Genomic DNA, 24,422 nt, shown 5'->3' on the forward strand with positions numbered 1-24,422 from the left:
CGCTCGTCCCCGGCGTGAGGACCACGCTGCGGGTCGGCGACGCGCTGGAGTTCGGCGATCGGCGCGTCACGGTGGGGGCGGCCTGATGAGCGCCGCCGACGCACCCATCGCCGTGGCCTTCGGAGCGGCCACCGACGCCGGTCTGCGCCGCCGGATCAACGAGGACTCGTACATCGCCGCCTCTCCGCTCTTCCTCGTCGCGGACGGCATGGGCGGCCACAACGCCGGCGAGATCGCGAGCGCCGCGGTGATCGACGAGTTCGCCGCGTTCAGCGGGCGGGCGAGCCTGACGATCGACGACCTGCAGGCCGCTGTCGCCGCCTCGCGCCGCCGGGTCGACGCGCTGCCGCCGGGCGGCGGTGCGGGGGCGGGCACGACGCTCACCGGGGTGGTCATCGCCGACATCGACGGCGAGGGCTACTGGCTGGCCATCAACCTCGGCGACTCGCGCACGTACCGGCTCAGCGAAGGACGATTCGAGCAGGTGAGCGTGGACCACTCGGTCGTGCAGGAGCTCGTCGACAGCGGCCAGCTCGCCGCCGAGGCGGCGCAGCGCGATTCCCGGCGCAACGTGATCACGCGCGCCATCGGCGCCGGAAGCGACGCCGGGCCGGACTACTGGCTGATCCCGGCCGAGGAGGGCGATCGCATCCTCGTGTGCTCCGACGGCCTCTCGGGCGAGCTCGAGCACGAGACGCTCCACGGGATCCTGCTGGCCGAGGCCGACCCGCAATCGGCGGCGACGCGGCTGGTGCACGAGGCGATGGTGCGCGGCGGTCGCGACAACATCACCGCCCTGGTCGTCGACGCGCTCGCCGTCCGCTCGCGCGCGAACCGCGACCGCGAACGCGATACGGTGCCGGTGGGCCCCACGGCGGACGACGTCATCGACATCGACGGCGACACCCTTCCGCGCGCGGTGGCCACGGGAGGATTCTGATGCCGACGCTGTACGCCCCGGGAACGACGCCCATCGCGGTCACCCCGCACGGGTTCGCGGCGCTCGAGGCGGGCGCGTCGGCGGCCCTGCTGGCCCGCGTCCGCGCCCTGCTCGCCGACGGCCGTGGCCTCGGGGGCGTGATCGAGGCGCTCACCGGCGCGTACGGGGCATCCCTCACCGCCATCCCCGCCTTCGCGGTGGCCCTGGCTGATGCGGACGGCGTGCGCGTCGCCGTCCGTGGCGGATTCTCCTTCGACATCGGCGCACCGGGCGGAGCCGAGCACATCACCGGTGCCGGAGTCACCACATGGACCGAGCGCGTCCTCCCCGGCGCCGCGCGAGTCACGCTGATCACGGGCGAACGCGCCCCGTCGCCTCCCGCCGAGTTCGAGATCGGCGACGGGATCGTCCTCGCCGCCGCGGTGGTGTGGGATGCCGCCGCCCCGGTCGCCGGTCCCGCCGCGCACGAGCCGTCGTCCGCGGCATCCGCTCCGCCCGCGGCTGCCGTGCCGGCATCCCCTGCCACGGCGTCCGTCGCGGCATCCGCGCCGGTTGCCTCCGGTCCGAACGCCTCCGGTCCTGTCGCCTCCGGTTCGGTGGATCTCGACGTCCCGGTGGCGCCCGGACCGATCCGCGGACGACGGTCTTCCGCTGCCGTCGCACCGCCGGCCGAGGCGCCGTCCCCTGACCCGACCGGCCTCATCGACTCCGGATCCGTGCCGTCCGTCGTCGACGCCGAGACGCTGCTGCCTTCGGACTCGGCGCTCTCGCCGCACGAGGCGCTGCCGGAGGGTGCGGCCACCACCGGGTATGACGAGCTGTGGGGCGCGACGGTGATCCGGTCGGTCGAGTCGGCGGAAGGCGCCGCCGACGCCACGGCCGGGGCGGCTGGGGCACCCGCCGGCTTGACCGGCGACCACGACGGCGCCACGATCTCGCTGGCGCAGGCGCGTGCGCTGCGTGACGCGGCCGCCCAGACTGGGGCCGGCGAGGCGTCGGCGCCCCTGGACTCGCTCGCTCCGCCGCGCCCGCCGGCGCCCGGCCGGTTGCGTGTCTCGACGGGGCAGGTGATCACGCTCGATCGCACGGTCGTGATCGGCCGTCGTCCGCGTTCCACGCGGGTCAGCGGCACGGACCTTCCCCACCTGGTCGCCGTGGACAGCCCGCAGCAGGACATCTCCCGCAGCCACGTGGAGCTGCGCGTGGAAGGGGAGAGCATCGTCGCGACCGATCTGCACACCACCAACGGCACGACGCTCCTGCGAGCGGGGGCTGATCCCGTCCGCCTGCACCCTGGCGAGGGAACCGTCGTCGTTCCCGGTGACATCCTGGATCTCGGCGACGGCATCACCGTCGTCGTCGAGGGGATCTCGTGAGCGCGAAACGCGCGCCCATGGCGCCGCCGGACCTTCCCGGCTTCACCTACGTCGACCTGCTCGGCTCCGGCGGCTTCGCCGACGTCTACCTCTACGAGCAGCAACTGCCCAAGCGGCGGGTCGCCGTCAAGGTGCTGCTCACCGACCGCATGTCCAGCGGATCGGTCGAGGAGTTCACCGCCGAGGCCAACGTCATGGCGATGCTGTCGACGCATCCGGCCATCGTCACGATCTACCAGGCGGGCGTGGCCACCGACGGCCGGCCGTACCTCGTGATGGAGTACTGCCCGCGGCCGAACCTGCAGGTGCGCTACCGGCGTGAGCCGTTCTCGATCGCCGAGTCGCTGCGTGTGGGCGTCCAGGTCGCCGCCGCCGTGGAGACGGCGCACCGCGCGGGCGTGCTGCATCGTGACATCAAGCCGGCGAACATCCTGGTCACCGAGTACAACCGGCCCGCGCTCACGGACTTCGGCATCGCGTCGACGACGAGTGCGGCGGCCGAGTCGGCGGGCCTTTCCATCCCATGGTCTCCGCCGGAGTCGTTCGCGGACGTGCCGCGCAGCGACCCGCGCTCCGACGTCTACGCCCTCGGTGCCACCGTGTACACGCTGCTGGCGGGCCGGTCGCCCTTCGAGCTGCCCGGTCAGCGCAACACGGCGGCCGAGCTCATCCACCGCATCGAGACGCTGGCGCTCCCCGCACTCGGACGCGCCGACGTGCCAGCCTCACTGCAGCGCGTGCTCGAGCGCGCCATGGCGAAGTCCTCCGCGGACCGCTACGAGAGCGCACTAGCCTTCGCCCGTGCGCTGCAGACGGTCCAGATCGAGCTGTCGCACTCCGTCACGCCCATCGACATCCTCGACGACCATGTGCCCGAGGATGTCGAAGAGGACGAGGACGACGGACTCACGCGAGTGCGCGGTGTCGTCAGCATCAACCCCGAGACCGCTCCCGCCGCGGGGCCCACCCGACCGTCGGCCACGACGGCCCCGAGCGGCGCCTTCGGGCCTCGTGCGGATGCGGGTGCATTCGAAGCCGAGACGATCGCCCGGCAGGCGCCGGCGTACGACCAGACGGTGCTGCGCACCCCCGCCCTGCCGGTGTCGCTCGACGAGACGGTGATCCGCCCGCCCGCGGCACGCGCCGGGGAAGAGACGGATGCCCCGGATCAGGGCCACGATCATGGCGACGCGGCGTCCGCGGCATCCGTCCCGGCATTCGAGGCGGCCGCGGCATCCCCGGCGCCGGGCGAATCGGCGCCGCAGCGCCCGCGGCGCACCGGGCTCTGGATCGGCCTCGGCGCGGCGGCCCTCGTGATCATCGCCGTGATCATCGGGGTGTCGCTTCCCGGCATCCTCTCCGGCGCGACCGACGAGCCTGACACGCAGCAGACGCCGACGTCGAAGCCTCAGGACCCGGTGCCGATGGTCGTGCCCTCCGTCGAGGACGTGACCGGCTCGGTGGTCGAGGGCGGCGTGCGCTTCACGTGGACCAACCCGGACCCGGAGGACGGCGACACGTACATCGTCGACCAGCCGATGCTCGCCGATCCCGCCGCGGGAAGCGAGTCCGTCGACACCGCCGAGATCACCGTGCCGGCGGGGCCGGGTGAGACGTGCGTCGACGTCACCCTCGTGCGCGCGAACGGGCAGTTCCAGCCCGAGCCCACCCGGGGGTGTGTGCCGTGACCGCGACTACAGCCGACGCCCTCACGATCGAGTTCGCCGGCGAGGAGTTCTCCGTCGCGCCGGGCACCGTCTTCACCGTCGGTCGCGAAGGCGACCTTGCGATCGACGACAACCGCTTCCTGCACCGCAACTTCCTGACGATCCAGAACGTCGACGGACTGTGGCTGCTGTCGAACGTGGGCTCGCGTCTGTCGGCGACCGTCACCGACACCGGGGGGCGCGTGCAGGCCTGGCTCGCACCGGGTGCCCGCCTGCCGCTGGTGTTCGCCGCCACCTCGGTCATCTTCAGCGCCGGACCCACGACCTACGAGCTCACCATCCACGCCGCCGAGCCCACCTTCCGCGACACGCAGCCGGCCACCGACGACGACGGCCTCAGCACGATCGGGGACGTGCCGCTCACCCACAGTCAGCGCGTGATGATCCTGGCGCTGGCCGAGCCGGTGCTGCGCCGCGAGGGCACCGGCATGAGCGAGCTTCCGACGTCGGCGCAGGCGGCCGAGCGGCTGGGCTGGACGCTCACGCGCTTCAACCGCAAGCTCGACAACGTGTGCGACAAGCTCGACCGCATCGGCGTGCCCGGCATGCGGGGAGGCGTCCGGTCGTACGCGACCAACCGTCGTGTGCGGCTCGTCGAGCACGCGCTGGCCGCACGACTGGTCACCCGCGACGACCTGCCGCTCCTGGACGAGGAGCACGCTCGCTCCCTCCGCGGCGAGAGCGACGGGAACGGCGACGAGGCCTGAGCCCGTAGCGGGGCCTGAGCTCGCAGCGGGAACGGGGCCCGAGCTCACGGCGGGACGGGGCCCGAGCGGCCGCTCACGCAGAGCGACGAAGCCTCGCCGGCCGCTCACTCCGTGTGACGGGGCTCGAGCCGACCGCTCAGCGGCCCGCGTCGTATAGGTGCCGTCCGCCGTGGCTCACGACCTTGACCACGACACCGCGGCGGTGCAGTTCGGCGACGGTTCGGGTCTCCTCGTCGATGTCGCGCCCGAGCGCGTGCACGTTCGCGACCACCAGCACGTCACCACGGCGCAGCGTTCCGAACAGCCGCACCAGCCGCTCCTCCCACGACTCGAGCGTCTCGGGAGCGGGGTGGCGGAAGCCTTCGATCGGCACACCGAACCGCGTCAGGTCGTTGCGCTGCTCGACGACCGACGGCATGTCCTCCCGCGCGACCACGAGGCCGACCAGCCGGGATCCGGCGGGCTGTGCGAGCCACCAGTTGCGGTCCTGCTGGAGCTCGGTGAAGCACTTCGGGCACTCGGCGGCCGGGTGCGGAAGGTGCAGCGGTGCGGTCTCGGGCGCGGTCGACCCGGGCGTCGACGCCGCGTGCGTGTGCGCGGCATCCGGCGTCTTCATGGTCGTGTCGCTCATCTGAGGCCCCTTCGCTCGGCCTCATTGTCTCATCTGCGACGGTGTCGCGCCTCGCGGTCCTGCGCCACGACGGACGCGCGAAGCCGCTGCGGGTCGCGACGGGACGCGTGATTCAGTCCTCGTCGTCCAGACGCAGTTCGAGGCTCAGCTGGTCGGCGTCGAGCTCGGCGAGCGCGCGCCGCAGAGCCGGCGTGCTGTACTGGCCGCCCGACGAGAGTCGGTTCAGCCGTGCGCGCATGGCCTCGATCATCGCCAGCCGCAGCTCCAGCAGGTCCCGGGTCGGAAAGGCGTCGGCGTCGTCGGGAGGGTCGATCATGCGCGAGCCGACGCGCTCGACCAGGTCGGCGGGGAACACGCTGCCATCGCGCCGGCGCAGCTCGGGGGCCGAGAGCGCGGCGACCGCGGCATCCCGCAGCTCGTCGTCGAGCGCCGACTGCTCCGCGCGATCGAGGCCGTCGTCCGACGGCCGGTCCAGACGCAGCAGCCGCACCAGCCCGGGAAGCGTGAAGCCCTGCAGCATCAGGCTGCCCACGGCGACCGCGAACGCGATGAACACCAACAGCGCCCGGTCCGTCGTCTCTTCGCGCGAGAGCGTCTGGGCGGCCGCCAGTGTCACGACGCCGCGCATCCCCGCCCACACGATGATCGCCCCGTGCTTCCATCCCAGCGGCGACGCCTGGTAGTAGTCGAGGTCGTTGAGCACGCGGGTGATCCGCGCGCGCATCGCGTCGAGCCGGCGCTGCACGTGCGGACTGTTCGGGTCGGGCGCCGCGCGACGGCGACGGCGAGGACGGGATGCCGTCGCCCGGCCGTCGTCGGTCGATGCGGTGTCGCGGCGCAGGGAACGCCGCGTCGCGGCATCCGTTCCGGGTGAGACGCCCGCGTTCGGACCGCCGATCTCGCCCGCTGCGAGCTGGTCGATCCGCCGTGACATCGCCTCGAGGCGACTGCGCTGCCGGCCGCGGGCGCGCCGGCTCTGCAGCCAGACCACGAGCGACACGTACACCGCTCGCACCAGGAGGATGATCGCGAGCGCCCCCGCCGCGATGGCGATGCCGGTGCCGAGGCCGTTGTGGTCCCGGATGTTCTGCGTGACGATGTCGCGCAGCTCGAGCCCCATCACGAGGAAGACGGCCCCCTCGAGTACCAGCTCGATCGTGTGCCAGTTGTGCTCGTCGGAGCGTCGCTGCTCGGGGGTGAACCAGCGCGCCGCCCCCTGCCCGGTCACGATGCCGGCCACGACCGCCGCGACCAGTCCCGACCCGTTCAGCTCCTCAGTCGGGATGTAGGCGATGAACGGCACGACGAACCCGATGGCCGTGTTCGCGGCCGAGTTCTTGATGAGCGCCCGCAGCCGCAGGTTGAGCACCCCGACGACCGCGCCGACCACGACCGCGACCACGAGGCCCCACGCGAACGCGGGGAGGAATCCGACGCCCACCCGCTCGTCTCCGGTGATGCTCGTCGCGACGGCGACGGAGGCGATCATCGTGCGCAGCAGCACCAGCGCGGTCGCGTCGTTGAGCAGACTCTCGCCTTCGAGCATCGTCACGACACGGCGTGAGACGCCCAGGCGTTTCACGATCGAGGTGGCGACGGCGTCGGTGGGGCTGAGGATCGCGCCGAGAGCGACGGCGATGGCGGGATGGATGCCGGGGATGACGGCGATGAAGAACAGTCCCAGCACCACCGAGCTGATGATGACGAGCAGGAACGACAGCCCGGCGATCGGCCCGAAATCCCGGCGGAACTCGATGGCCGGCAGTGCGACAGCGGCCGAGTACAGCAGCGGCGGCAGCACGCCGACGAGGATCAGCTCAGGGTCGATCTCGGGGATGTGGACGAACGGCAGCAGGCTGATCCCGCCGCCGATGAGCACCAGGATCAGCGGACCGGCGATGCCGAGCTTGGGGGCGATGGCCGTCGTCAGCGCGATGACCAGCACCGCGAGGATGATGACGATCAGCGCTTCCACGTGTCAGAGCCTATTGCCGCCCTGGCCGGGCCGATCGTCGCCGCCTCGGGGCCGCGGCGCGATGGTCGCGCAGATCGGGACGGTCGTGAAGCCAGGGCGCGGTCAGAGGACGCCGAGGTCGCGCACGGCGTCGCGCTCGGCGACGAGTTCGGCGACGGATGCCTCGATGCGTCCGCGGGCGCGGTCATCGACCTCGAGCCCTTCGACGATGCGGTAGCCCTCTCCGTCGCCGCGGGAGGTCACCGGGAACGAGCACACCAGACCCTCGGGCACGCCGTACTCACCGCGCGAGAGGACGGCCGCGGACGTGACGCCGCGGGTACCCAGCTGCTCGTCGCGCACGTGGTCGATCGCCGCGTTGGCGGCCGAGGCGACCGACGACGAGCCGCGGACGTCGATGATCTCGGCGCCGCGCTGCGCGACCCGGGGGATGAAGACCTCGTCGAGCCACGCGGTCGCCGCCTCGCGTCCACCCAGTCGTTCCGCCAGTGCGTCGAGCACCGGCATCCCGTTCTCCCGTCCTCGCGCCTGCCGAAGCGTGGCGTGCGAGACGTCGGGGAACTGCGACGCCGAGTGGTTGCCCCAGATCACGACGTCGGCGATCTCTCCCGGCCCGACCTGGAGGACCTCGGCGAGCTGCCCGACGGCGCGGTTGTGATCGAGGCGGGTGAGCGCGGTGAAGCGGTCCGCGGGGACGTCGGGTGAGGCCGCGGCCGCCGCGATCAGGGCGTTGGTGTTCGCCGGGTTGCCCACGACGACCACGCGCACGTCGTCGTCGGCCACCGCGCCGATCGCGTCGCCCTGGGGGCCGAAGATGCCGGCGTTGGCGGCGAGCAGGTCCGCACGCTCCATGCCCGCCGTCCGCGGTCGGGCCCCGACGAGCATCGCGATCCGCGTGCCGTTGAAGGCCGTGAGCGGGTCGTCGGTCACCTCGACGTCGTGAAGGAGCGGGAAGGCGCAGTCCTGCAGCTCCAGGGCGGCGCCGTCGGCCGATCGCATGCCCTGCGGGATCTCGAGGAGCCGCAGCCGCACCGGCCGGTCGGGTCCGAGCATGTCGCCCGCCGCGATGCGGAACATGAGCGCATAGCCGATCTGCCCGCCGGCGCCGGTGATGGTCACGGTGGTGGGTTCGCTCGCCATACCGCGAGCCTATTCCCGGCCCGCCCGATCCGTTGGTGCGGCCCCTCGGTTCGTGGTGGCCCTCTCATCCATCCGTTTGTGCGAAGAACACGCCGCTACGAGCACTCCCACAACGGCGTGTTCTCCGCACAAACCGCCGGGGGCGCGGGGCCGGGCCCCCTCCATCCGTTGTGCGAAGAACACGCCGCTACGAGCACTCCCACACCGGCGTGTTCTCCGCACAAACCGCCGGGGGCGCGGGGCCGGGCCCCCTCCATCCGTTGTGCGAAGAACACGCCGCGACGAGCACTCCCACAACGGCGTGTTCTCCGCACAAACCGCCGGGTGCGGGGCAAGCGGGCGGCGCGGGGCGCGAGGGGCGAGGGCCGGGCGGGAAGAAACGGGGCGGTTCCTGGGACGGATCGGGGTGTCACGGTACCGTTACCGGCATGACGTTCAATGAGAACGCCAACGTCGGCGGCAACAGGGCGCGGCGGCGGGGGGCAGGAGTCGCCGTCGCCGGCGGCGGCCTGGCCGGAATCGCCGCCATCGCCGTGGTGCTGTTCCAGCTGTTCACGGGGCAGGACCTGTCCGGTGTGGTGCCCGCCCTGCCCCAGACCGGGTCCGCCGGCGAGAGCGAGATCCAGCAGTGCGAGACCGGCGCCGACGCCAACCGCGACGACGCCTGCCGGCTGGCCGCGGGCAGCGTCGTGCTCGATCAGTACTGGGGCTCGCAGGTGCAGGGCTACCGCGCGCCCCAGCTCGTGATCGTCGACCAGCAGACACCGTCGCAGTGCGGCACGGCATCCAACCAGACCGGCCCGTTCTACTGCCCGCCCGAAGAGACCGTCTACATCGACCCCACGTTCTTCGCCCTGCTACGGCAGCAGTTCGACGCGTCGGCCGGTGACCTCGCGCAGCTGTACGTGCTGGCCCACGAGTACGGGCATCACGTGCAGTACATCACCGGCCTCATGGACCAGCACCCGAACAACGGCACCGGTCCCGACAGCAACGGCGTCCGCACCGAGCTGCAGGCCGACTGCTTCGCCGGGGCGTGGGTGGGCGACATGACCCAACAAGTGGACGAGAACGGCGTGCCGTACCTGAAGGAGCCGACGCCGCAGCAGATCGCCGACGCGATCAACGCCGCCGGCGCGGTGGGTGACGACCACATCCAGCAGGAGTCCGGAGGCTTCGTGAACCCCGAATCCTGGACCCACGGCTCGAGCGAGCAGCGCCAACGGTGGTTCGAGACCGGATATCAGGGCGGCCCAGCCTCGTGCGACACGTTCGCCGTTGCGGGAGGAAACCTGTGAACGAGCACCTGGACGACATCCTCTACCCGCCGATCGAGCCCTACGACACCGGTGAGCTGATCGCCGGTGAGGGCAACCGCGTGTACTTCGAGCAGAGCGGCAACCCCGACGGCAAGCCCGTCGTGTTCCTCCACGGCGGGCCCGGCGCCGGGACGTCGCCGTGGCATCGGCGCTTCTTCGATCCCGAGCGCTACCGCATCATCCTGCTGGACCAGCGCGGCTGCGGTCGGTCGACCCCGCACGCCGCCGAGCCGCACGCCGACCTGCGGCACAACACCACGTGGCATCTCGTGGCCGATGTGGAGCTGCTGCGCAAGAACCTCGGAATCGAACGCTGGCAGGTGTTCGGGGGGTCGTGGGGGAGTGCGCTCGCGCTCGCGTACGCCCAGGCCTACCCGGAGGCGGTGAGCGAGATCGTGCTGCGCGGCATCTTCACGCTTCGCCGCCACGAGCTGGAGTGGTTCTACGAGGGCGGGGCGGCATCCATCGTCCCGGATCTGTGGGAAGAGTTCATCGCGCCGATCCCGATCCTCGAGCGCTCGCAGCTGATGGAGGCGTACCACCGCCGGCTCGCCGACCCCGACCCCGCCGTTCACGTGCCCGCGGCGGTCGCGTGGTCTCGCTGGGAGGCGGCGAACCTCACCCTGCTGCCCGATCCGGAGCTCATCGACGCGATGTCCGATCCGCGCGCGGCGGTCGCGTTCGCGCGGATCGAGAACCACTACTTCCTCCACGGCGGCTGGTTCGAGGAGGGTCAGCTGATCGCCGGCGTCGACCGCATCCGTCACATCCCGGCCGTCATCGTGCAGGGCCGGTACGACGTGTGCACCCCCGCGATGACGGCGTGGGATCTCCACCGCGCGTGGCCCGAGGCATCGTTCGAACTGATTCCGGATGCCGGTCACTCGGCGTCCGAGCCCGGCATCGCCGCCGCCTTGCGCGCCGCCACCGACCGCTTCGCCGCCGAAGCGCCCTCGAACGGGCAGGAGACGGACGCGGATGCTGCCGCCGACGCGCTCGCGATGGAGCCCACCATCCCGGAACCCGAGTACGAGCAGCCCGCCGCCTCCTGAGCCCGCACCCGTGTTCCGCCGAGGTGCGTGGTCGCGCGACGCACCGAGAGGGGATCGGGCGGCGCGCGGGAGACGGACAGGCGAGGCCTGGTAGGGTGGAGAACCTTGCAGCGCTTCCCTGCGCTTCTCGCGTCGTAGAACGCTTCCCCTCCCGCCGCCGCCCGGCCCAGCCGCGCGATGCCGGTGATGACTTTCGTACGGCGACCCGTGGGCGAGATCCGCCCCGGCCACCGACAGGGCACCCGTGTGCCCGGAGACACCTACCCATGACCGAAACCTCCTTCGGCGCGCTCGGCGTGCCCCAGCCCCTCGTCGACGCGCTTGCCGCTGCCGGCAAGACCTCCGCGTTCCCGATCCAGGTCGACACCCTCCCCGACACGCTCGCCGGCCGCGACGTGCTGGGCCGCGGCAAGACCGGCTCGGGCAAGACCCTCGCCTTCTCGATCCCCATGGCCGCGCGCCTCGGCGGTGAACTCGCCGGCGGCACCCGCCGCAAGGGCCGCCCGCTCGGCCTGGTGCTCGCACCCACGCGCGAGCTCGCGACGCAGATCGACGCGACCCTCGCACCGCTCGCCAAGGCGTACGGCCTCACCACCACCACGATCTTCGGCGGCGTCAACCAGAACCGTCAGGTCACCGCGCTGAACGCCGGCGTCGACATCGTCGTGGCCTGCCCCGGTCGCCTCGAGGACCTCATGAAGCAGGGCTTCGTGCACCTCGACGCGGTCGAGATCACGGTCATCGACGAGGCCGACCACATGGCAGACCTGGGCTTCCTGCCCGGCGTCACGCGCATCCTGAACGCGACCCCGGCCGGCGGCCAGCGGCTGCTGTTCAGCGCGACCCTCGACAACGGGGTCGACAAGCTCGTCAACCGGTTCCTGCAGAACGAGGTGCTGCACTCCGTCGACGAGGCGCACTCGCCCGTCGCCGCGATGACGCACCACGTTTTCACGCTCGCCGACGCCGACGCCAAGAAGGACGTCGTCACAGCGCTCGCATCGGGCATGGGCCGCCGCATCCTGTTCATGCGCACCAAGCACCAGGCCAAGAAGCTCGCCAAGCAGCTCACCGCCCAGGGCATCCCCGCCGTCGACCTTCACGGCAACCTCTCGCAGGCCGCCCGTGACCGCAACCTCGCGGCCTTCTCGTCCGGCGCCGTCAAGGTGCTCGTGGCGACGGATGTCGCGGCCCGCGGCGTGCACGTCGACGACGTGGAGCTCGTCATCCACGTCGACCCGCCGATGGAGCACAAGGCGTACCTGCACCGCTCGGGCCGCACGGCTCGCGCCGGCGCCGAGGGCGCGGTCGTCACCCTCGTGCTGCCCGAGCAGAAGCGCGACGTGTCGCAGCTGCTGCGCAAGGCGTCGATCACGGTGGACCACGTCGCGGTGACGGCATCCTCCGCCGAGGTCGCGGCACTCGTCGGCGAGGTCGCCCCGTACGTGAAGCCGGTTCCGGTCGCAGCTCCCGCGCGCGGCACCAGCCAGGGCGCCAACGCGCAGCGCAAGCGTGCGGCGCGCGACGCTCGCGAGGGGACGGATGCCGCAGCCACGGCCCGCTCCGGCAGCGCCGGTTCGGGCGGTCGTCGTCGCCGCGGCTCCGGCCAGGGCGGCGCCGGCCAGGCAGCCCAGGGCGCCGCGCAGGGCAACGGTCGTCAGCAGTCCGGGGGCCAGCGTCGTGATGCCGCCACCGCCCGCGACAAGGCCGCGCATCAGCGCCACGATCAGAGCGCAGGTCACGCGCGGTCCGGTCAGCAGGCCGGCAACCCTCGCACCCCCGGCCGCCGGGCCTCCTCGGGTGGCACCGGCAAGCTGATGGTCGGCTCGGTCGTCCGGCCCAACGGCGTGAACCGCCGCGGCGGTCGCTGACCCAGCGTCAGTTCTCGAAAACGCCCCGGCGCTCGCGCGCCGGGGCGTTTCGTCGTGGAAGCGGAGTCTTTTCGGCCACCGTCTCCCACGGTTTGGGGCGTGTCCCGTACGTTCGGGGCGGGCTTTGTGCGCCCCGAACGTCCCGTTTGCGCCCCAAACCCGTGGGACGGTGTCGGGGCGCGTGCCGTGGGCCGCGAACGTACGGTTTGCGCCCCGAACCCGCGAGACGCCCGGCCGGGGCAAACGCAGCATCCGCTTCACGAAACCCCGGCGCTCGCGCGCCGGGGCGTTTCGTCGTGGAAGCGGAGTCTTTTCGGCCACCGTCTCCCCGGTTTGGGGCGTGTCCCGTACGTTCGGGGCGGGTCTTGTGCGCCCCGAACGTCCCGTTTGCGCCCCGAACCCGTGGGACGGTGTCGCGGTGGGTGCCGTGGGCCGCGAACATACGGTTTGCGCCCCAGCCCGCGCCATGCCCGGGCGGCGCCGAACGCGCGAGACGCCCGGCCGCCGCCGAACGCGCGAGACGCCCGGTCGCCGCCAGGCGCAGCATCCGCTTCACGAAACGCCTCGACGCTCGCGCGTCGGGGCGTTTCGTCGTGGAAGCGGAGTCCTGTCGGTCACCGTCTCCCCGGTTTGGGGCGTGTCCCGTACGTTCGGGGCGGGTTTTGTGCGCCCCGAACGTACGATTCGCGCCCCAATCCAGTGGGACGGTGTCGCGGTGGGTGGGTGCGTGCCGTGCGCCCCGAACGTACGGAATGCGCCCCAAACCCCGATGTGTCAGCGGCCGAGGACGACGGGTCAGGCCCGGCGGCCGCGGATGAGGTCGGCGGCGACCTCGCCGATGACGATCGCTGGGGCGTTGGTGTGGCCGCGAATGACGGTGGGCATGACGGATGCGTCGGCCACGCGCAGGCCCGTGACACCGCGCACGCGCAGCTCCGGGTCGACGACGGAGGCGGCATCCGTCCCCATCCGGGCCGTGCCCACGGGGTGATAGAGCGTGTGGGAGTAGCGGCGGAGCGAGACTTCGGCGCGTTCGGCGGGCGTCATGTGCTCGCCGCCCTCGGGCTGCACCCAGCCGCCCGTCGTGATGGCGCGCAGCGCGCGCGTATCGAGCAGGCGTTCGCACTCCGCGAGCCCCGCGAGCATCGTCGCCGCATCCAGACCGTCGGCGTCGGACAGGTACCGCGGGTCGATGAGCGGCTTGTCCCGCGGGTCGGCCGACGCCAGCCGGATCGTCCCGCGGCTGCGCGGCCGCAGCAGGATCGCGCCCACCGTGAGGCCGTGTGCGGGGGTGGGGACGAGCCCCTCCCCGACGTACGGCACGGGGGCGAAGATGATCTCGATGTCGGGAAGGCCTTGCGGCACGCCGGCGCCGTCCGCGACGGCGGTGCGGACGAAGCCGTATGCCTCGGCGACGTTGGAGGTCAACATCCCCCTGCGCCGCGCGAGGTAACGCACCAGCTCCGCCCGCCGCTCCGCGTCGAAGAGCGTGCCCTCGCGCGCGGCAGGGGCAAGGCCCGCGACGAGGTGATCCTGCAGGTTCGCCCCCACCCCGGGCGCGTCGACGATAAGCGGGATGCCGTGCTCCGCGAGATGGTCGGCCGGGCCGATGCCGCTCAGCATCAGAAGCTGGGGCGTGTTGACGGTGCCGCCGCACAGGATCACCTCGCGCCGTGCCCGCACATGCCGCGTGATGCCCGCGATGTCGACGTACGCGCCGGTGGCGCGCCTGTCGTCGTCGCCGCCGGCCGAGAAGGTGACGCGCTGCACGAGGGCGCCGGTCAGCACCCGCAGGTTGCGCCGGCCCCGCGCCGGGCGCAGGTACGCGTCGGCGGTCGATGCCCGCGCGCCGCGCCGCTGGCTCACCATGGTCTGCGAGAACCCCTGGCCCGCCGGGAGGTTCGCGCGAGTGATCGGATGCCCCGCCTCACGCGCTGCTGCCAGGAACGCCGCCGTGTGCGGCCGGGGATCCCGCTGCTGCTCGACCGGCTGAGCTCCGTCGGTCCCCTGAGTCGCATCGGTGGGGTCGGCCGTGTGCTCGACCCGTCGGAAGTAGGGGACCAGCGCGTCCCACGACCACGACGAGCCGGCGGCATCCGCCCATTCGTCGTAATCGGGGGCGAAACCCCTCACCCACATCATCGCGTTGAGCGACGACGACCCGCCGAGCGTCTTGCCGCGCGGCCAGTAGACGGTGCGCCCCTCGAGCGCCGGCTGGGGCACCGTGTCGTAGTTCCAGTCGTACGGACCGCGGAAGAGCCGCGAGAACGCGGCCGGGACGTGCAGCTCCAGCGCCTTGTCGGGGCCGCCGGCTTCCAGCAGCAGAACCGACACCCGAGGATCTTCGCTGAGCCGCGCGGCCAGTGCCGCTCCCGAAGACCCGGCCCCCACCACGACGTAGTCGGCCTCCCAGCCGTCGCGGCCGAACCCCGGGCCCCCGTCGCGGCCGAAGCCCGGGCCGCCGTCGCGGCCGAACCCCGGGCCCTCGTCGCGGCCGAACCCCGTCAAGCCGTCGCGGCCCTGGCGGCTCCCCGCGCCGGCGAAGCCAGTGCGTTGGCGTGCGGCGCCGGAGCCGCGAGCCTGCGGGCTCACGCCTGCATGGCCTTGGTGAGTGTCTTGACGAGCCCCGGCAGCTTGCCGTCGACGAGGTAGCGGGTGAGTCCCGCGCTCACCTCCGCGCCGGTGCGCGAACTCACGAACCACGGCGGTGTGGGAAGGATCGTGGCTCTCGACAGGCGCAGACGGCGTGCTCTGTCGCCGAACGATCGCGGGAACGGGCGGAACGGCCCGCGCGCGACCGATCGTTCGACGTGGTCCAGCAGCAGCGCGTTGTGCACGACGCCGATACCGCTGGACACGTCGGCGAGGCTCGCGCCGGGGAAGCCGCCCCACGTGAGGCGGGCCGTGAGGAAGTTGAACGCCGTCCATGTGTTGATCGCGATGTCGCCGTAGTGCAGGTCGGCGATCGCGCGCTCGAAGCCGTCGCCGAGTGCCGCTTCGGTGGCCGGGTCGATGATGACGTTCGCGCCGAGCGTGCCGGTGAGTCTCTCGTTGGCGTGCGCGACGGCCGCGTCGAGGAACTGCTGGCCGGTTCCGCGCAGCTCCACGACGCCGAGCACGGGCGCGAAGTACTCGGTGGTCTCGACCGCCGTCGCATCGCCGCCCGGCTCCACGTGCACGATCGCGCGCGTGCGGTCGGCGCACCACACGGCGTCAGGGTAGGCGGATGCCGCGGACTGGAGCCGTTCGTCGCTGCGCGGGTACCAGACCGGCCGCTGTGGGGCGGCGGCGTACGCGGCGTTCAGCTCCTCGAGGAACTGCGCCCGCTGCGGCCAGTCGGCGCTGAGGATCACGACCTGGCCGGCGATGCAGTTGTGCCCGGCGTTCACCAGGCGCATCGTCGCGACGTGCTCGGCCTGGAACTTCAGGTCGGCCGCGGACCACCGGCCGGGCACCACGATGATGGGGGAGACGCCGCCGAGCTCGGCGGTGATCGGCACTCTCAGCTTCGGCTCGGCATCCTTCCGCTCCGTCGACGCACCCCACACGATCGCGTCGAACGTCGCCGCCGAACCGGTGATGTGCACGTGCGCGATCCGCGGGTGCGAGGTGAGGTAGGCGCCCGTCGCGGGCCCGCCGCGCACGATGCGCACGAACCCGGGTTCGATGAGCGGAGCGAGCGCCCGTTCGAACACCGGCACCAGCGAGTCCTGCGTGGGGTTGACCTTGAGAAGCGCCACGCGGTTGTGCGCGAACAGCTCGTAGAGCACGTCGGCCACCGGGATCGACGTCACATTCCCGGCGCCGAGCACGAGGCCGACGCCGCCCGAGTCTCGGGGTGTGAGCTGCGCCAGGCCGGCTTCGCGCCGGGCCTGGTCGGCCGTGACGCCCGGCTCGAACCACACCTCACCGGTGAAGCCCGAGAGCAGGAACTTCTCGGTGCCGTTGAGAGGGAACGTGTGCGCACGCAGTCGCCCACCGGGCGCGCGATCCAGGGGGACCCCGTCCAGCGGGCTCCGGCCCTCCGCCAGGGCCTCCAACGTCTCGCGCAGCGCATCGAGCAGGTTGATGATGCCGTACGGTCCGCCCAGCCACTCCTCTCCGGAGAGCGGATGCCCCGCCTCCAGCCCCTTCGAGGTCGTCGCGGCGTCGACCCACTCCTGCGCGACCGCACCCACGGCATCGCGCACGCGCCCGAGCAGGCGCGCGCGCTGGTCGAGCGTCAGCGCGGTCCACACGCGTGCGCCGTCCTCGAGGCGGTCGATCGCCTCGTCCAGCGCGGCTCGCTCCTCGGGCTCAGGTGCGTCGGACGCCGACCCGGCGGGCGCGGTGCGCGGCTTCGCCGGGCGCTTCTTCGGCGCCGCGGGGGTCGTCGAGGAGGTGGGGGACATGGTTCTCCTTCGAACTGCAACCGGGAACGAGCGGTCCGTCATCGGCGATCCTACGTCACCGCTCGGCGGTCGGCGGGACCGAGTGTCAGGGACGCTGCGACTGCGTCTCGTGCGTCTCGATGTCGGCGCGACGCAGCGGGTAGCGCGCCAGGGCGAGGAGGCTCAGGCCGATGAGGAGGGCGGGGACGAGGCTGAAGCTCACGATGATGCCGGTGACCGCGGCATCCGGCTGTTCGACGTTCTCACCGCCGGTCGAGGAGACGTAGCCGGTCACCGCGAGGATGACCGACAGCGTCGTCGCACCGAGCGCGAACCCGACCGTCTCGCCCGCCGTCCAGACGCCGCTGAACGACCCGGCCCGGCCCGATCCGCCCGCGACGGCGTCGGGGACGGTCCGCTCATCGTGCGAGATGACGTCGGGCAGCATCGCCATCGGCAGGGACTGCATGCCGGCGTAGGCGATGCCGGCGATGCCGACCGGCACGTAGATCCAGTCGCCCGGCGCCCATGCCATGCCGAGGATCGACAGGGCCGCGATGCCGAAGACGACGCTGGCGATCGCGAACGTCCGCTCCTTCCCGAGGCGACGGGCGAGGATGCCCCACGCCGGTGCGGCGAGGAGCGCCGGGGCGATCAGTGCCACGAACAGCAGCTCGACCGCCGCCTGCGAATGCAGCACCCACGTCGCGACGTACTGCGCGCCCGCGAGCATGAGCCCGGTCGCCAGCGCCTGCAGCACGAAGGTGGCCAGCAGCGCACGGAACGGGGCGCTGCGTCGCAGCGCGCGCAGGCCCGCGGCGTAGTGCTCCGGATCCGCTCCCGCCCCGCCGCCCGCCCTGGCCGAGCCCTCGCCTCGGCCGTTCGACCCGCCTGCCGCGCCCGGTCCGCGAGACTTCATCGGAGCGCCGAGACTGCGTACGGGGACCGAAGTCTCGGCGCCCGGATGAAGTCTCGCGGGGCAAGTCGCGGGGAGCGCGGGGCAAGTCGCCGGGGAAGTCGCGGGGCAAGTCGCGGGAAACGACGGGGAGGGTGGCGGATGCCGCGGGGCGGGCGACGCTCGTGGCCACGAGCATGCCGAGGCCGATGACGAGGCCCGAGACGATGCCCATCACGAGGTACTGGACGAACGGGTCATCCGACACCCGCCGCAGGGCCGGACCGCCGGCGCCGAACAGCAGGATGGCGAGGGTCAGCACCACGACGCGCCACGTGAGCAACCGCGTGCGCTCGTCGTAGCGCGGTGTGAGTTCTGCCGGCAGGGCGATGTAGGGCACCTGGAACAGGCTGAACGCGGTCGCGGTCAGCATGAACGCCACCAGCACCCAGATGCCGGCGACGACGGGCCCGAGGGCGGGAGGGACGGCGAAGGTGAGGGCGAAGAGCACCGGCAGCGTACACGCGCCCACGAGCATCAGGCGCCGCCGGCTGCCGTTGCGGGCCAGGTCGCGGTCGGTGAACGCGCCGATCACCGGATCGATGGCCACGTCCCAGATCTTCGCGATCGTGATCACGGCTCCCGCAGCGAGCGCGGCGACGCCGAGCGAGTCGGTGAGGTAGTAGGTCAGCACGAGGCCAGGGAGGGTCGAGAACCCTCCGGTACCCAGGGAACCGGTGGCATAGCGTGCGATCGTGCCCCGGGTCAGCCGTGCGGATCGGATGCCGGCGGCCTCGGGTGCCGGCGGAGCCTCATTGCTCATCGCGCCAGTGTAGGTCAGGGCCTTCCCGGCAACCGTCAGGCCGGTGCGACGTCTGCCGTACCGGCCAGTCTCAGGATTCCGCCCGCACCGCGGCCTCGACGGCCCGCAGCCCGGCGAGGGTCTCGGCGAACGAGGTGGACAGCGGGGACAGTCCGATCCGCAGGCCTCCCGGATCGCGGTAGTCGGGCAGCACATCCTGCGCCCACAGCCGCGCCGTGACCGCCCGCATCGCCGGGTGCGAGAGGGTGACGTGTCCGCCGCGCAGCGACGGGTCGCGCGGCGATGCCACTGCCACACCCAGCGGGACGAGCAGCTCGTCGGCCGCACGGACGGCGAACTCGGTCAGAGCCACGGACTTGCGCCGGATCGCCTCGATGCCGACCTCTTCGACGAGGGCGAGCGTGTCCTGCATCGGCAGCATCCCGACGATCGGCGGCGTGCCCGAGAGGAATCGCCGCATCCCCTCGGCAGGGCGGTACTCCGGCCCCATGGCGAAGACATCCGCCGCCCCCATCCATCCCTGGATCGGCTGGGTGAGGCGGCCCTGCAGTTGTGACGCGACATAGGCGAACGCGGGGGATCCCGGACCGCCTCCGAGGTATTTGTACGTGCAGCCGACCGCGAGGTCGAAGTCCCAGGCGTCCGCCTCCACCGGAACGGACCCTGCCGAGTGGCACAGGTCCCACAGGATGAGTGCGCCGGCGTCGTGCGCGATGCGGGTGAGGGTCGCGGCATCCGCGAGATACCCGGAACGGTAGGCCACGTGTGACAGCACCACGACCGCGGTCGCGGGACCGACCGCACCGCGCAGCGCGTCCGCCGTGACGCCCGCCGTCACATCGACGTCGATCCACCGGACCCGCCCGCCGCGCTCGGCCGCGATGCCCTCCACGACGTACCGGTCGGTGGGGAAGTTGTCGCGGTCGACGACGATCTCGCGCCGGCCGGGATCGGCCGCCGCCGCGGCGTCGAAGGCGGCGCGCACGAGTTTGTAGAGGAGCACTGTCGTGGAGTCACCGACGACGGTCTGACCCGGCGCGGCGCCGATCGCGGCGCGGCCGATCGTGTCACCGATCGCGAACGGCAGCTGCATCCAAGGAACGTCGTCCGCGGGGGCGCTCTCGGACTCCGCGCCCGGCATCGGCTCCCAGCCGCGGATGAGGCGCCCGCCCCACTCGTCACGGGCGAACGCGGCCAGACGCTCCACACTCGCCCGCAGCGGACGGCCGAGGGAGTTGCCGTCGAAGTAGACCAGCGACGTCCGGGCCCCCACGAACGCGTCGCGATAGGTGCGGAGCGGATCGTCGGCGTCGAGCGCGGATGCCTCGGCCTCGAGCGCATCGGCCTCAGAGATCGTCATGGATGAGCTCCTCCGTGGGCACGACGGTCGCGCCCCGCAGCCAGTCCGCGACGTCGTCCAGCTGCAACGGTGGCGGGCCGGGGACGAACGTGCAGACTCCCGCCGGCCGCTCGGCCGACGGCCACGGGTCGGCCATGGCGGCGACGAGGGCGGCGCCGCGCACGCCGGCCCGATCCAGTGCGGCGACCTCGTCGGGGTTCACGCCGACCGGCAGGTCTCCGTTGCCGAGGTCGGTGCCGTACAGCACCCGGCCGCCGGCCGCAGCGAAACCGGCGAGGTTCACGCGGGCGAACTCCGCCGCCTGGGGGTCGTCGCGGTGGATGGCGAGGGTCGAGATCCACACCTGCCCGGCGGCCACGGCGTGCGCCGTGAACGCCCGGCCCACGTAACCGGTGAACGGCGTATGCGCGAACCCCTGCACGCGGCCGTCCAGCGCCAGCTGCGGCATCCCCTCGCCCTCCGCGTGTGCGATCACCGGAAGACGGCGCTCGCGAGCCACCGTCACGACGGCCTCAAGCGTGGCGGCGTCGAACACCGGCCCGGCGGTGCTGTTGAGCGCGACCTTGATGACGGATGCCCCGAACGCGGCCTGCTCGTCGACCGCGGTGGCCGCACCGCCGGGCACACCGGGGTGGGTGGACGGATCGGCGATCTCGCGGGTGATCGACGCGGGCGCCCACGGCCGTCCGACCGGGTACCCGCCGGGCGCGGTGAGGAAGGCGCCGGCGTACGCCACCCGCGGGATGCCGTGCGGCTCGCGGCGGGCCAGCTCCACCGGGTCGCCGCCCAGGTCGAGGACCCCGGCGATGCCGCCGGGTGCGAGCCGCGTCTCGTCGATGAGATGCAGGTGCACGTGGTGGTCCGTGAACGGGGGAAGAGCCACCCCGGCCTCTCCGGTGAGGGCGCGCCGGCACAGCGCCGCCTCGGGGCCGAGGAGCGCTCGCAGGGCGTGCGGGTCGTGCGCCATCACAGCTCCGTCCGCACGGCGTACAGTTCGGGGAAGAACGTCAGATCGAGCGCCCGCTGCAGGAACGGCACCCCGCTGGACCCGCCGGTGCCGGTCTTCAGGCCGATGATCCGCTCCACGGTCTTCAGGTGCCGGAAGCGCCAGAGCTGGAAGTTGTCCTCGAGATCGACCAGCTCCTCGCACGTCTCGTAGGCCGCCCAATGTGTCTGCGGATCACGGTAGATGTCGACGAACACCCGCACCAGCTCGGCCGTGTACGTCCAGGGGGCTGTGACATCGCGCTCGAGCACGGCGGCCGGAATCGGGTAGCCGGAACGCGCGAGCAGCCGGAGGAACTCGTCGTAGAGACTCGGGGCGTCAAGCGCCGCCTTGACGAGCGCCTGCGCCGGCGGGTCGGAGGCGAAGACGCGCAGCATGCCGGCGTTCTTGTTGCCCAGCCGGAACTCCACCGCACGATACTGCGCCGACTGGAAGCCGCTGGCGTTGCCCAGCACGTCCCGGAACTGCCCGTACTCGGCCGGTGTCAGCGTCGCCAGCACCGACCACTGCTCGGTGAGGGTCTTCTGGATGTGCTTGACCCGTGCGATGCACTTCAGGGCGGGCGCGAGCTGATCCTCGCGCAGCAGCTGCTGGGCGGCCCCGAGTTCGTGCAGGACGAGCTTGAGCCACAGTTCGGTGGTCTGGTGCTGCACGATGAACAGCAGCTCGTCGTGGTGCTCCGGGTCGCTCAGCGGCCGCTGGGCCGACAGCAGCGTGGTGAGGTCCAGGTAGCCGCCGTAGCTCATGCGGTCCTCGAAGTCGGTGACGACCGATCCTTCGATGTCACGGGCGATCCTGCTGCTCTCGGTGCCTTCCGGCCCGCTGGGCCGCCGGCGTTCGTCGCTCACCTGCTCAGCGTAACGAGCACCCCACCCGTGACCTAGATGAGCGAGAGTGCGCGCAGCTTCGCCTCGACGTCGGCGTTGGACGGCTCGACGTGGTGCGAGGCATCCGGGTAGACGACGACCGGGATGTTGGTGCGGCCGGAGATGTCACGGGCGACCTCGGCGGCAGCGGGGTCGGCGACGAGGTCCACATAGGTGTACGAGATGCCGAGCTCGTCGAGCTGCTTCTTGGTGCGGACGCAGTCACGGCACCAGTCGGCGCCGAACATCGTGATCGTGGCAGACGTGGGGGAGGTCATCCTTCCATTCTTCCGTGGGAATCCGGGGCGAGGGCCGCCGCGGCTCCTCCCCAGCGGCGGTGAACCGTGCACCGGCCGTGCGTCTCCCCAGGGTTTGCTGGACCGGTTCCCGGCGTCGGGATGCCGCATGGGAGGATAGCCGGCGATGCTCTTGTCCATCGTGGTGCCGACGTACAACGAGGCTCCGAATATCGCGGAGCTCGTCCGCCGCGTCACGGCGGTCGTCGACGGCCGCATGGGGGCGCCCCGCGAGACGGAGATCATCTTCGTCGACGACAGCACCGACGACACCCCCGACGTCATCAGGGAGGTGGCGGCCTCCGCCTCGCTGCCGGTGCGCCTCATCCATCGCGACCGACCGGTGGGCGGTCTCGGTGGCGCGGTCATGGCCGGCATCGCGGCGGCCGAGTCCGACGCGTGCCTCGTCATGGACGGCGATCTGCAGCACCCCCCGGAGGAGATCGCGCAGCTGTGGCGCCGGTTCTCGCGGGGCGACGTCGACCTCGTGATCGCATCGCGGTACGCCGGTGGGGGCACCTCCACCGGCCTCGCCGACCGCACCCGCGTCATGGTGTCGAAGGCGTCCACCGCGGTGACGCGCGCGATGTTCCCGATCCGGCTCAAGGACGTCTCGGACCCGATGACCGGCTTCTTCCTGATCGACCGGCGCACGATCGACGCGGCCCAGCTGCGCCCGCGCGGGTTCAAGATCCTGCTCGAGATCCTCGCCCGGCGGCCCATGCGCGTCGCCGAGGTGCCTTTCGATTTCGCCGATCGTCACGCCGGCCAGTCGAAGGCCTCGGTGCGACAGGGCGTGCACTTCCTCACCCAGCTGACCGCTCTGCGCTTCGGCAAGATGTCGCTGTTCGCGATCATCGGAGGCCTGGGCGCCGTCGCCAACGTCGCGATCGTGTGGGCGCTCACGCACATCGGCGTCGACTACATCGTCGCGGCCATCATCGCGGCAGAGGCGACCATCATCGGGAACTTCCTGCTGCAGGAGCGGTTCGTCTTCCAGGACATGCGCGAGAGCGCTTCGGGCGTCTGGCAGCGGTTCGCGAAGTCGTTCGCGTTCAACAACGCCGAGGCGCTGATCCGCATCCCGATCGTCGCGGTCATGGTGTCAACCGGGCACATCTCGGCGGTGCTGGCCACCGCGATCACGCTCATCGTGGCGTTCTTCGTGCGGTTCATGTTCCACTCGCTCGTCGTCTACGCGCCGCGCAAGCCGGGTGCGGCGCCCAGTCGCGCGCGGCGGTTCGTCGAAGAGCTCGACGCGCAGGCGAGCGCGCCCGGCGAGCTGTAGGTCGCGGCGCCGGCCCGGACTCGCCGGCCCGGTCGGCGTCTGGGGGCCGTCGCGTCAGCCGGCGGGACGGAGGGTCTCGCCCTCCTGCACGTACCGCTCACCGGACTCAGGGCAGACCCAGTCGTCGCCGTCCTGCACCAGCGGCTTGCCGATGCGGCCCACCCACCCGATGCGGCGCGCGGGAACTCCGACCACGAGCGCATACGGCGGCACGTCCTTGGTGACCACGGCACCGGCGGCCACCAGCGCCCACGCGCCGATCGTCACCGGTGCGATGCACACCGCTCGCGCCCCGATGGACGCCCCATCCCCGATCGTCACACCGACGGCGTGCCAGTCGTCCGCGCTCTTGAGTGTGAGGTCGGGATTGGCCGCGCGCGGGAACTCGTCGTTGGTGAGGACCGCCGCCGGGCCGATGAACACACCGTCCCCCAGGCGCGCCGGCTCATAGACGAGCGCGTAGTTCTGCAGCTTGCAGCTGTCGCCCATCACCACGTCCGGTCCGACATAGGCGCCTCGGCCGATGTTGCAGTCGGCGCCGAGGCGGGCGCCCTCGCGGATCTGAGCCAGGTGCCACACGCGCGTGCGGGGGCCCAGTCGGGCGGAGTCCGCGACATCCGCGGAGGGCTGGATCACAGGTGCGTCCGTCATGTCACGGTTCCTCGTGTCGGTGGGAAAGGGCATCTCTCTCACGAGATGTATCAGGGACCTCTGGGCGGTCTCCCTCAGGAGTGGGTAAAGGTCTGCCGAGATCATCCCTCACGAAGGGACCGCATGAGG

At 72.1% G+C, this 24,422-nt stretch carries 18 protein-coding genes and 1 pseudogene; 8 read left to right on the forward strand and 11 right to left on the reverse strand.

Features of this window, described 5'->3' with window-relative positions:
* Positions 1-85: 85 nt before the first annotated feature.
* Genes C9992_RS13890 through C9992_RS13905 form a run of 4 tightly spaced genes read left to right on the forward strand, consistent with a single transcriptional unit; the run spans position 86 to position 4,750 of the window.
* Entirely contained in the window at positions 86-940 is an 855-nt protein-coding gene (locus C9992_RS13890) for a PP2C family protein-serine/threonine phosphatase (RefSeq protein WP_106816245.1), read from the forward strand.
* Positions 940-2,316, forward strand: a complete 1,377-nt coding sequence (locus C9992_RS13895) for an FHA domain-containing protein (protein ID WP_106816246.1) — start codon at positions 940-942, stop codon at positions 2,314-2,316. The genes C9992_RS13890 and C9992_RS13895 overlap by 1 nt, the downstream gene beginning before the upstream one ends.
* On the forward strand, positions 2,313-4,004 hold the full coding sequence (locus C9992_RS13900) for a serine/threonine-protein kinase (RefSeq protein WP_106816247.1): 1,692 nt from the start codon (positions 2,313-2,315) through the stop codon (positions 4,002-4,004). Before C9992_RS13895 ends, C9992_RS13900 begins: the two co-directional genes overlap by 4 nt.
* Positions 4,001-4,750, forward strand: coding sequence for an FHA domain-containing protein (locus C9992_RS13905; RefSeq protein WP_106816248.1), 750 nt, complete (start codon positions 4,001-4,003; stop codon positions 4,748-4,750). Before C9992_RS13900 ends, C9992_RS13905 begins: the two co-directional genes overlap by 4 nt.
* A 136-nt stretch (positions 4,751-4,886) precedes the next feature.
* Here the strand turns inward: C9992_RS13905 and C9992_RS13910 are convergent, their stop codons facing one another.
* From C9992_RS13910 to C9992_RS13920, 3 genes are all read right to left on the reverse strand, one after another.
* The gene (locus C9992_RS13910; RefSeq protein ID WP_407662248.1) at positions 4,887-5,381 is read right to left on the reverse strand and encodes a recombinase family protein; all 495 of its coding nucleotides are present in this window, start codon (positions 5,379-5,381) and stop codon (positions 4,887-4,889) included.
* A 112-nt stretch (positions 5,382-5,493) separates the two neighbouring features.
* Positions 5,494-7,356: a cation:proton antiporter gene (locus C9992_RS13915; protein ID WP_106816249.1), complete on the reverse strand. Its 1,863-nt coding sequence runs from the start codon at positions 7,354-7,356 to the stop codon at positions 5,494-5,496.
* Positions 7,357-7,458: 102 nt separating this feature from the next.
* Positions 7,459-8,496 carry a malate dehydrogenase gene (locus C9992_RS13920; RefSeq protein ID WP_106816250.1) on the reverse strand — a complete coding sequence of 346 codons (1,038 nt, stop codon included), beginning with the start codon at positions 8,494-8,496 and terminating at the stop codon, positions 7,459-7,461.
* Positions 8,497-8,924: 428 nt separating this feature from the next.
* On the opposite strand from C9992_RS13920, the gene ypfJ reads away from it, so the two are divergent.
* The 3 genes from ypfJ to C9992_RS13935 all read left to right on the forward strand — a co-directional run bounded on the left by ypfJ (position 8,925) and on the right by C9992_RS13935 (position 12,738).
* Positions 8,925-9,794, forward strand: a complete 870-nt coding sequence (gene ypfJ / locus C9992_RS13925) for a KPN_02809 family neutral zinc metallopeptidase (protein WP_106816251.1) — start codon at positions 8,925-8,927, stop codon at positions 9,792-9,794.
* Positions 9,791-10,867, forward strand: a complete 1,077-nt coding sequence (gene pip, locus C9992_RS13930) for a prolyl aminopeptidase (RefSeq protein WP_106816252.1) — start codon at positions 9,791-9,793, stop codon at positions 10,865-10,867. The genes ypfJ and pip overlap by 4 nt, the downstream gene beginning before the upstream one ends.
* Before the next feature lie 266 nt (positions 10,868-11,133).
* Positions 11,134-12,738 (forward strand): DEAD/DEAH box helicase, encoded by a 1,605-nt coding sequence (locus C9992_RS13935; protein WP_106816253.1) that lies wholly within the window; start codon positions 11,134-11,136, stop codon positions 12,736-12,738.
* A gap of 795 nt (positions 12,739-13,533) precedes the next feature.
* Here the strand turns inward: C9992_RS13935 and C9992_RS13940 are convergent.
* The 7 genes and pseudogenes from C9992_RS13940 to C9992_RS13975 all read right to left on the reverse strand — a co-directional run bounded on the left by C9992_RS13940 (position 13,534) and on the right by C9992_RS13975 (position 22,336).
* Positions 13,534-15,132 carry a GMC family oxidoreductase gene (locus C9992_RS13940; RefSeq protein WP_407662249.1) on the reverse strand — a complete coding sequence of 533 codons (1,599 nt, stop codon included), beginning with the start codon at positions 15,130-15,132 and terminating at the stop codon, positions 13,534-13,536.
* A gap of 194 nt (positions 15,133-15,326) precedes the next feature.
* The gene (locus C9992_RS13945) at positions 15,327-17,129 is read right to left on the reverse strand and encodes an aldehyde dehydrogenase family protein (protein WP_106816254.1); all 1,803 of its coding nucleotides are present in this window, start codon (positions 17,127-17,129) and stop codon (positions 15,327-15,329) included.
* 85 nt (positions 17,130-17,214) lie between these two features.
* Positions 17,215-18,772: pseudogene (locus tag C9992_RS18580) on the reverse strand (MFS transporter); the annotation flags it as partial.
* Positions 18,773-18,896: 124 nt separating this feature from the next.
* Positions 18,897-20,186 carry a kynureninase gene (locus C9992_RS13960; protein ID WP_106816255.1) on the reverse strand — a complete coding sequence of 430 codons (1,290 nt, stop codon included), beginning with the start codon at positions 20,184-20,186 and terminating at the stop codon, positions 18,897-18,899.
* Positions 20,173-21,153 (reverse strand): amidohydrolase family protein, encoded by a 981-nt coding sequence (locus C9992_RS13965; RefSeq protein WP_106816256.1) that lies wholly within the window; start codon positions 21,151-21,153, stop codon positions 20,173-20,175. The genes C9992_RS13960 and C9992_RS13965 overlap by 14 nt, the downstream gene beginning before the upstream one ends.
* Positions 21,153-21,986, reverse strand: a complete 834-nt coding sequence (gene kynA / locus C9992_RS13970; RefSeq protein WP_106816431.1) for a tryptophan 2,3-dioxygenase — start codon at positions 21,984-21,986, stop codon at positions 21,153-21,155. Before kynA ends, C9992_RS13965 begins: the two co-directional genes overlap by 1 nt.
* A gap of 86 nt (positions 21,987-22,072) precedes the next feature.
* Entirely contained in the window at positions 22,073-22,336 is a 264-nt protein-coding gene (locus C9992_RS13975) for a glutaredoxin family protein (RefSeq protein WP_106816257.1), read from the reverse strand.
* Positions 22,337-22,481: 145 nt separating this feature from the next.
* On the opposite strand from C9992_RS13975, the gene C9992_RS13980 reads away from it, so the two are divergent.
* Positions 22,482-23,642 (forward strand): glycosyltransferase, encoded by a 1,161-nt coding sequence (locus tag C9992_RS13980; protein WP_106816258.1) that lies wholly within the window; start codon positions 22,482-22,484, stop codon positions 23,640-23,642.
* A 54-nt stretch (positions 23,643-23,696) separates the two neighbouring features.
* Here C9992_RS13980 and C9992_RS13985 read toward each other — a convergent pair whose 3' ends face one another.
* Positions 23,697-24,293, reverse strand: coding sequence for an acyltransferase (locus C9992_RS13985; protein WP_106816259.1), 597 nt, complete (start codon positions 24,291-24,293; stop codon positions 23,697-23,699).
* Between the last annotated feature and the right edge of the window lie 129 nt (positions 24,294-24,422).

The sequence above is a fragment of the Microbacterium timonense genome, assembly GCF_900292075.1.
In the GTDB taxonomy this organism is placed as follows: Bacteria; Actinomycetota; Actinomycetes; order Actinomycetales; family Microbacteriaceae; genus Microbacterium; species Microbacterium timonense.

Excerpts from the sequence above, each read along its gene's own strand:
- C9992_RS13980 (WP_106816258.1), top strand. The coding sequence starts at position 22,482 with ATGCTCTTGTCCATCGTGGTGCCGACGTACAACGAGGCTCCGAATATC.
- C9992_RS13965 (WP_106816256.1), bottom strand. The coding sequence starts at position 21,153 with ATGGCGCACGACCCGCACGCCCTGCGAGCGCTCCTCGGCCCCGAGGCG.
- C9992_RS13910 (WP_407662248.1), bottom strand. The coding sequence starts at position 5,381 with ATGAGCGACACGACCATGAAGACGCCGGATGCCGCGCACACGCACGCG.
- C9992_RS13945 (WP_106816254.1), bottom strand. The coding sequence starts at position 17,129 with ATGTCCCCCACCTCCTCGACGACCCCCGCGGCGCCGAAGAAGCGCCCG.
- C9992_RS13895 (WP_106816246.1), top strand. The coding sequence starts at position 940 with ATGCCGACGCTGTACGCCCCGGGAACGACGCCCATCGCGGTCACCCCG.
- C9992_RS13890 (WP_106816245.1), top strand. The coding sequence starts at position 86 with ATGAGCGCCGCCGACGCACCCATCGCCGTGGCCTTCGGAGCGGCCACC.
- C9992_RS13960 (WP_106816255.1), bottom strand. The coding sequence starts at position 20,186 with ATGACGATCTCTGAGGCCGATGCGCTCGAGGCCGAGGCATCCGCGCTC.
- ypfJ (WP_106816251.1), top strand. The coding sequence starts at position 8,925 with ATGACGTTCAATGAGAACGCCAACGTCGGCGGCAACAGGGCGCGGCGG.
- C9992_RS13920 (WP_106816250.1), bottom strand. The coding sequence starts at position 8,496 with ATGGCGAGCGAACCCACCACCGTGACCATCACCGGCGCCGGCGGGCAG.
- C9992_RS13935 (WP_106816253.1), top strand. The coding sequence starts at position 11,134 with ATGACCGAAACCTCCTTCGGCGCGCTCGGCGTGCCCCAGCCCCTCGTC.
- C9992_RS13985 (WP_106816259.1), bottom strand. The coding sequence starts at position 24,293 with ATGACGGACGCACCTGTGATCCAGCCCTCCGCGGATGTCGCGGACTCC.
- C9992_RS13975 (WP_106816257.1), bottom strand. The coding sequence starts at position 22,336 with ATGACCTCCCCCACGTCTGCCACGATCACGATGTTCGGCGCCGACTGG.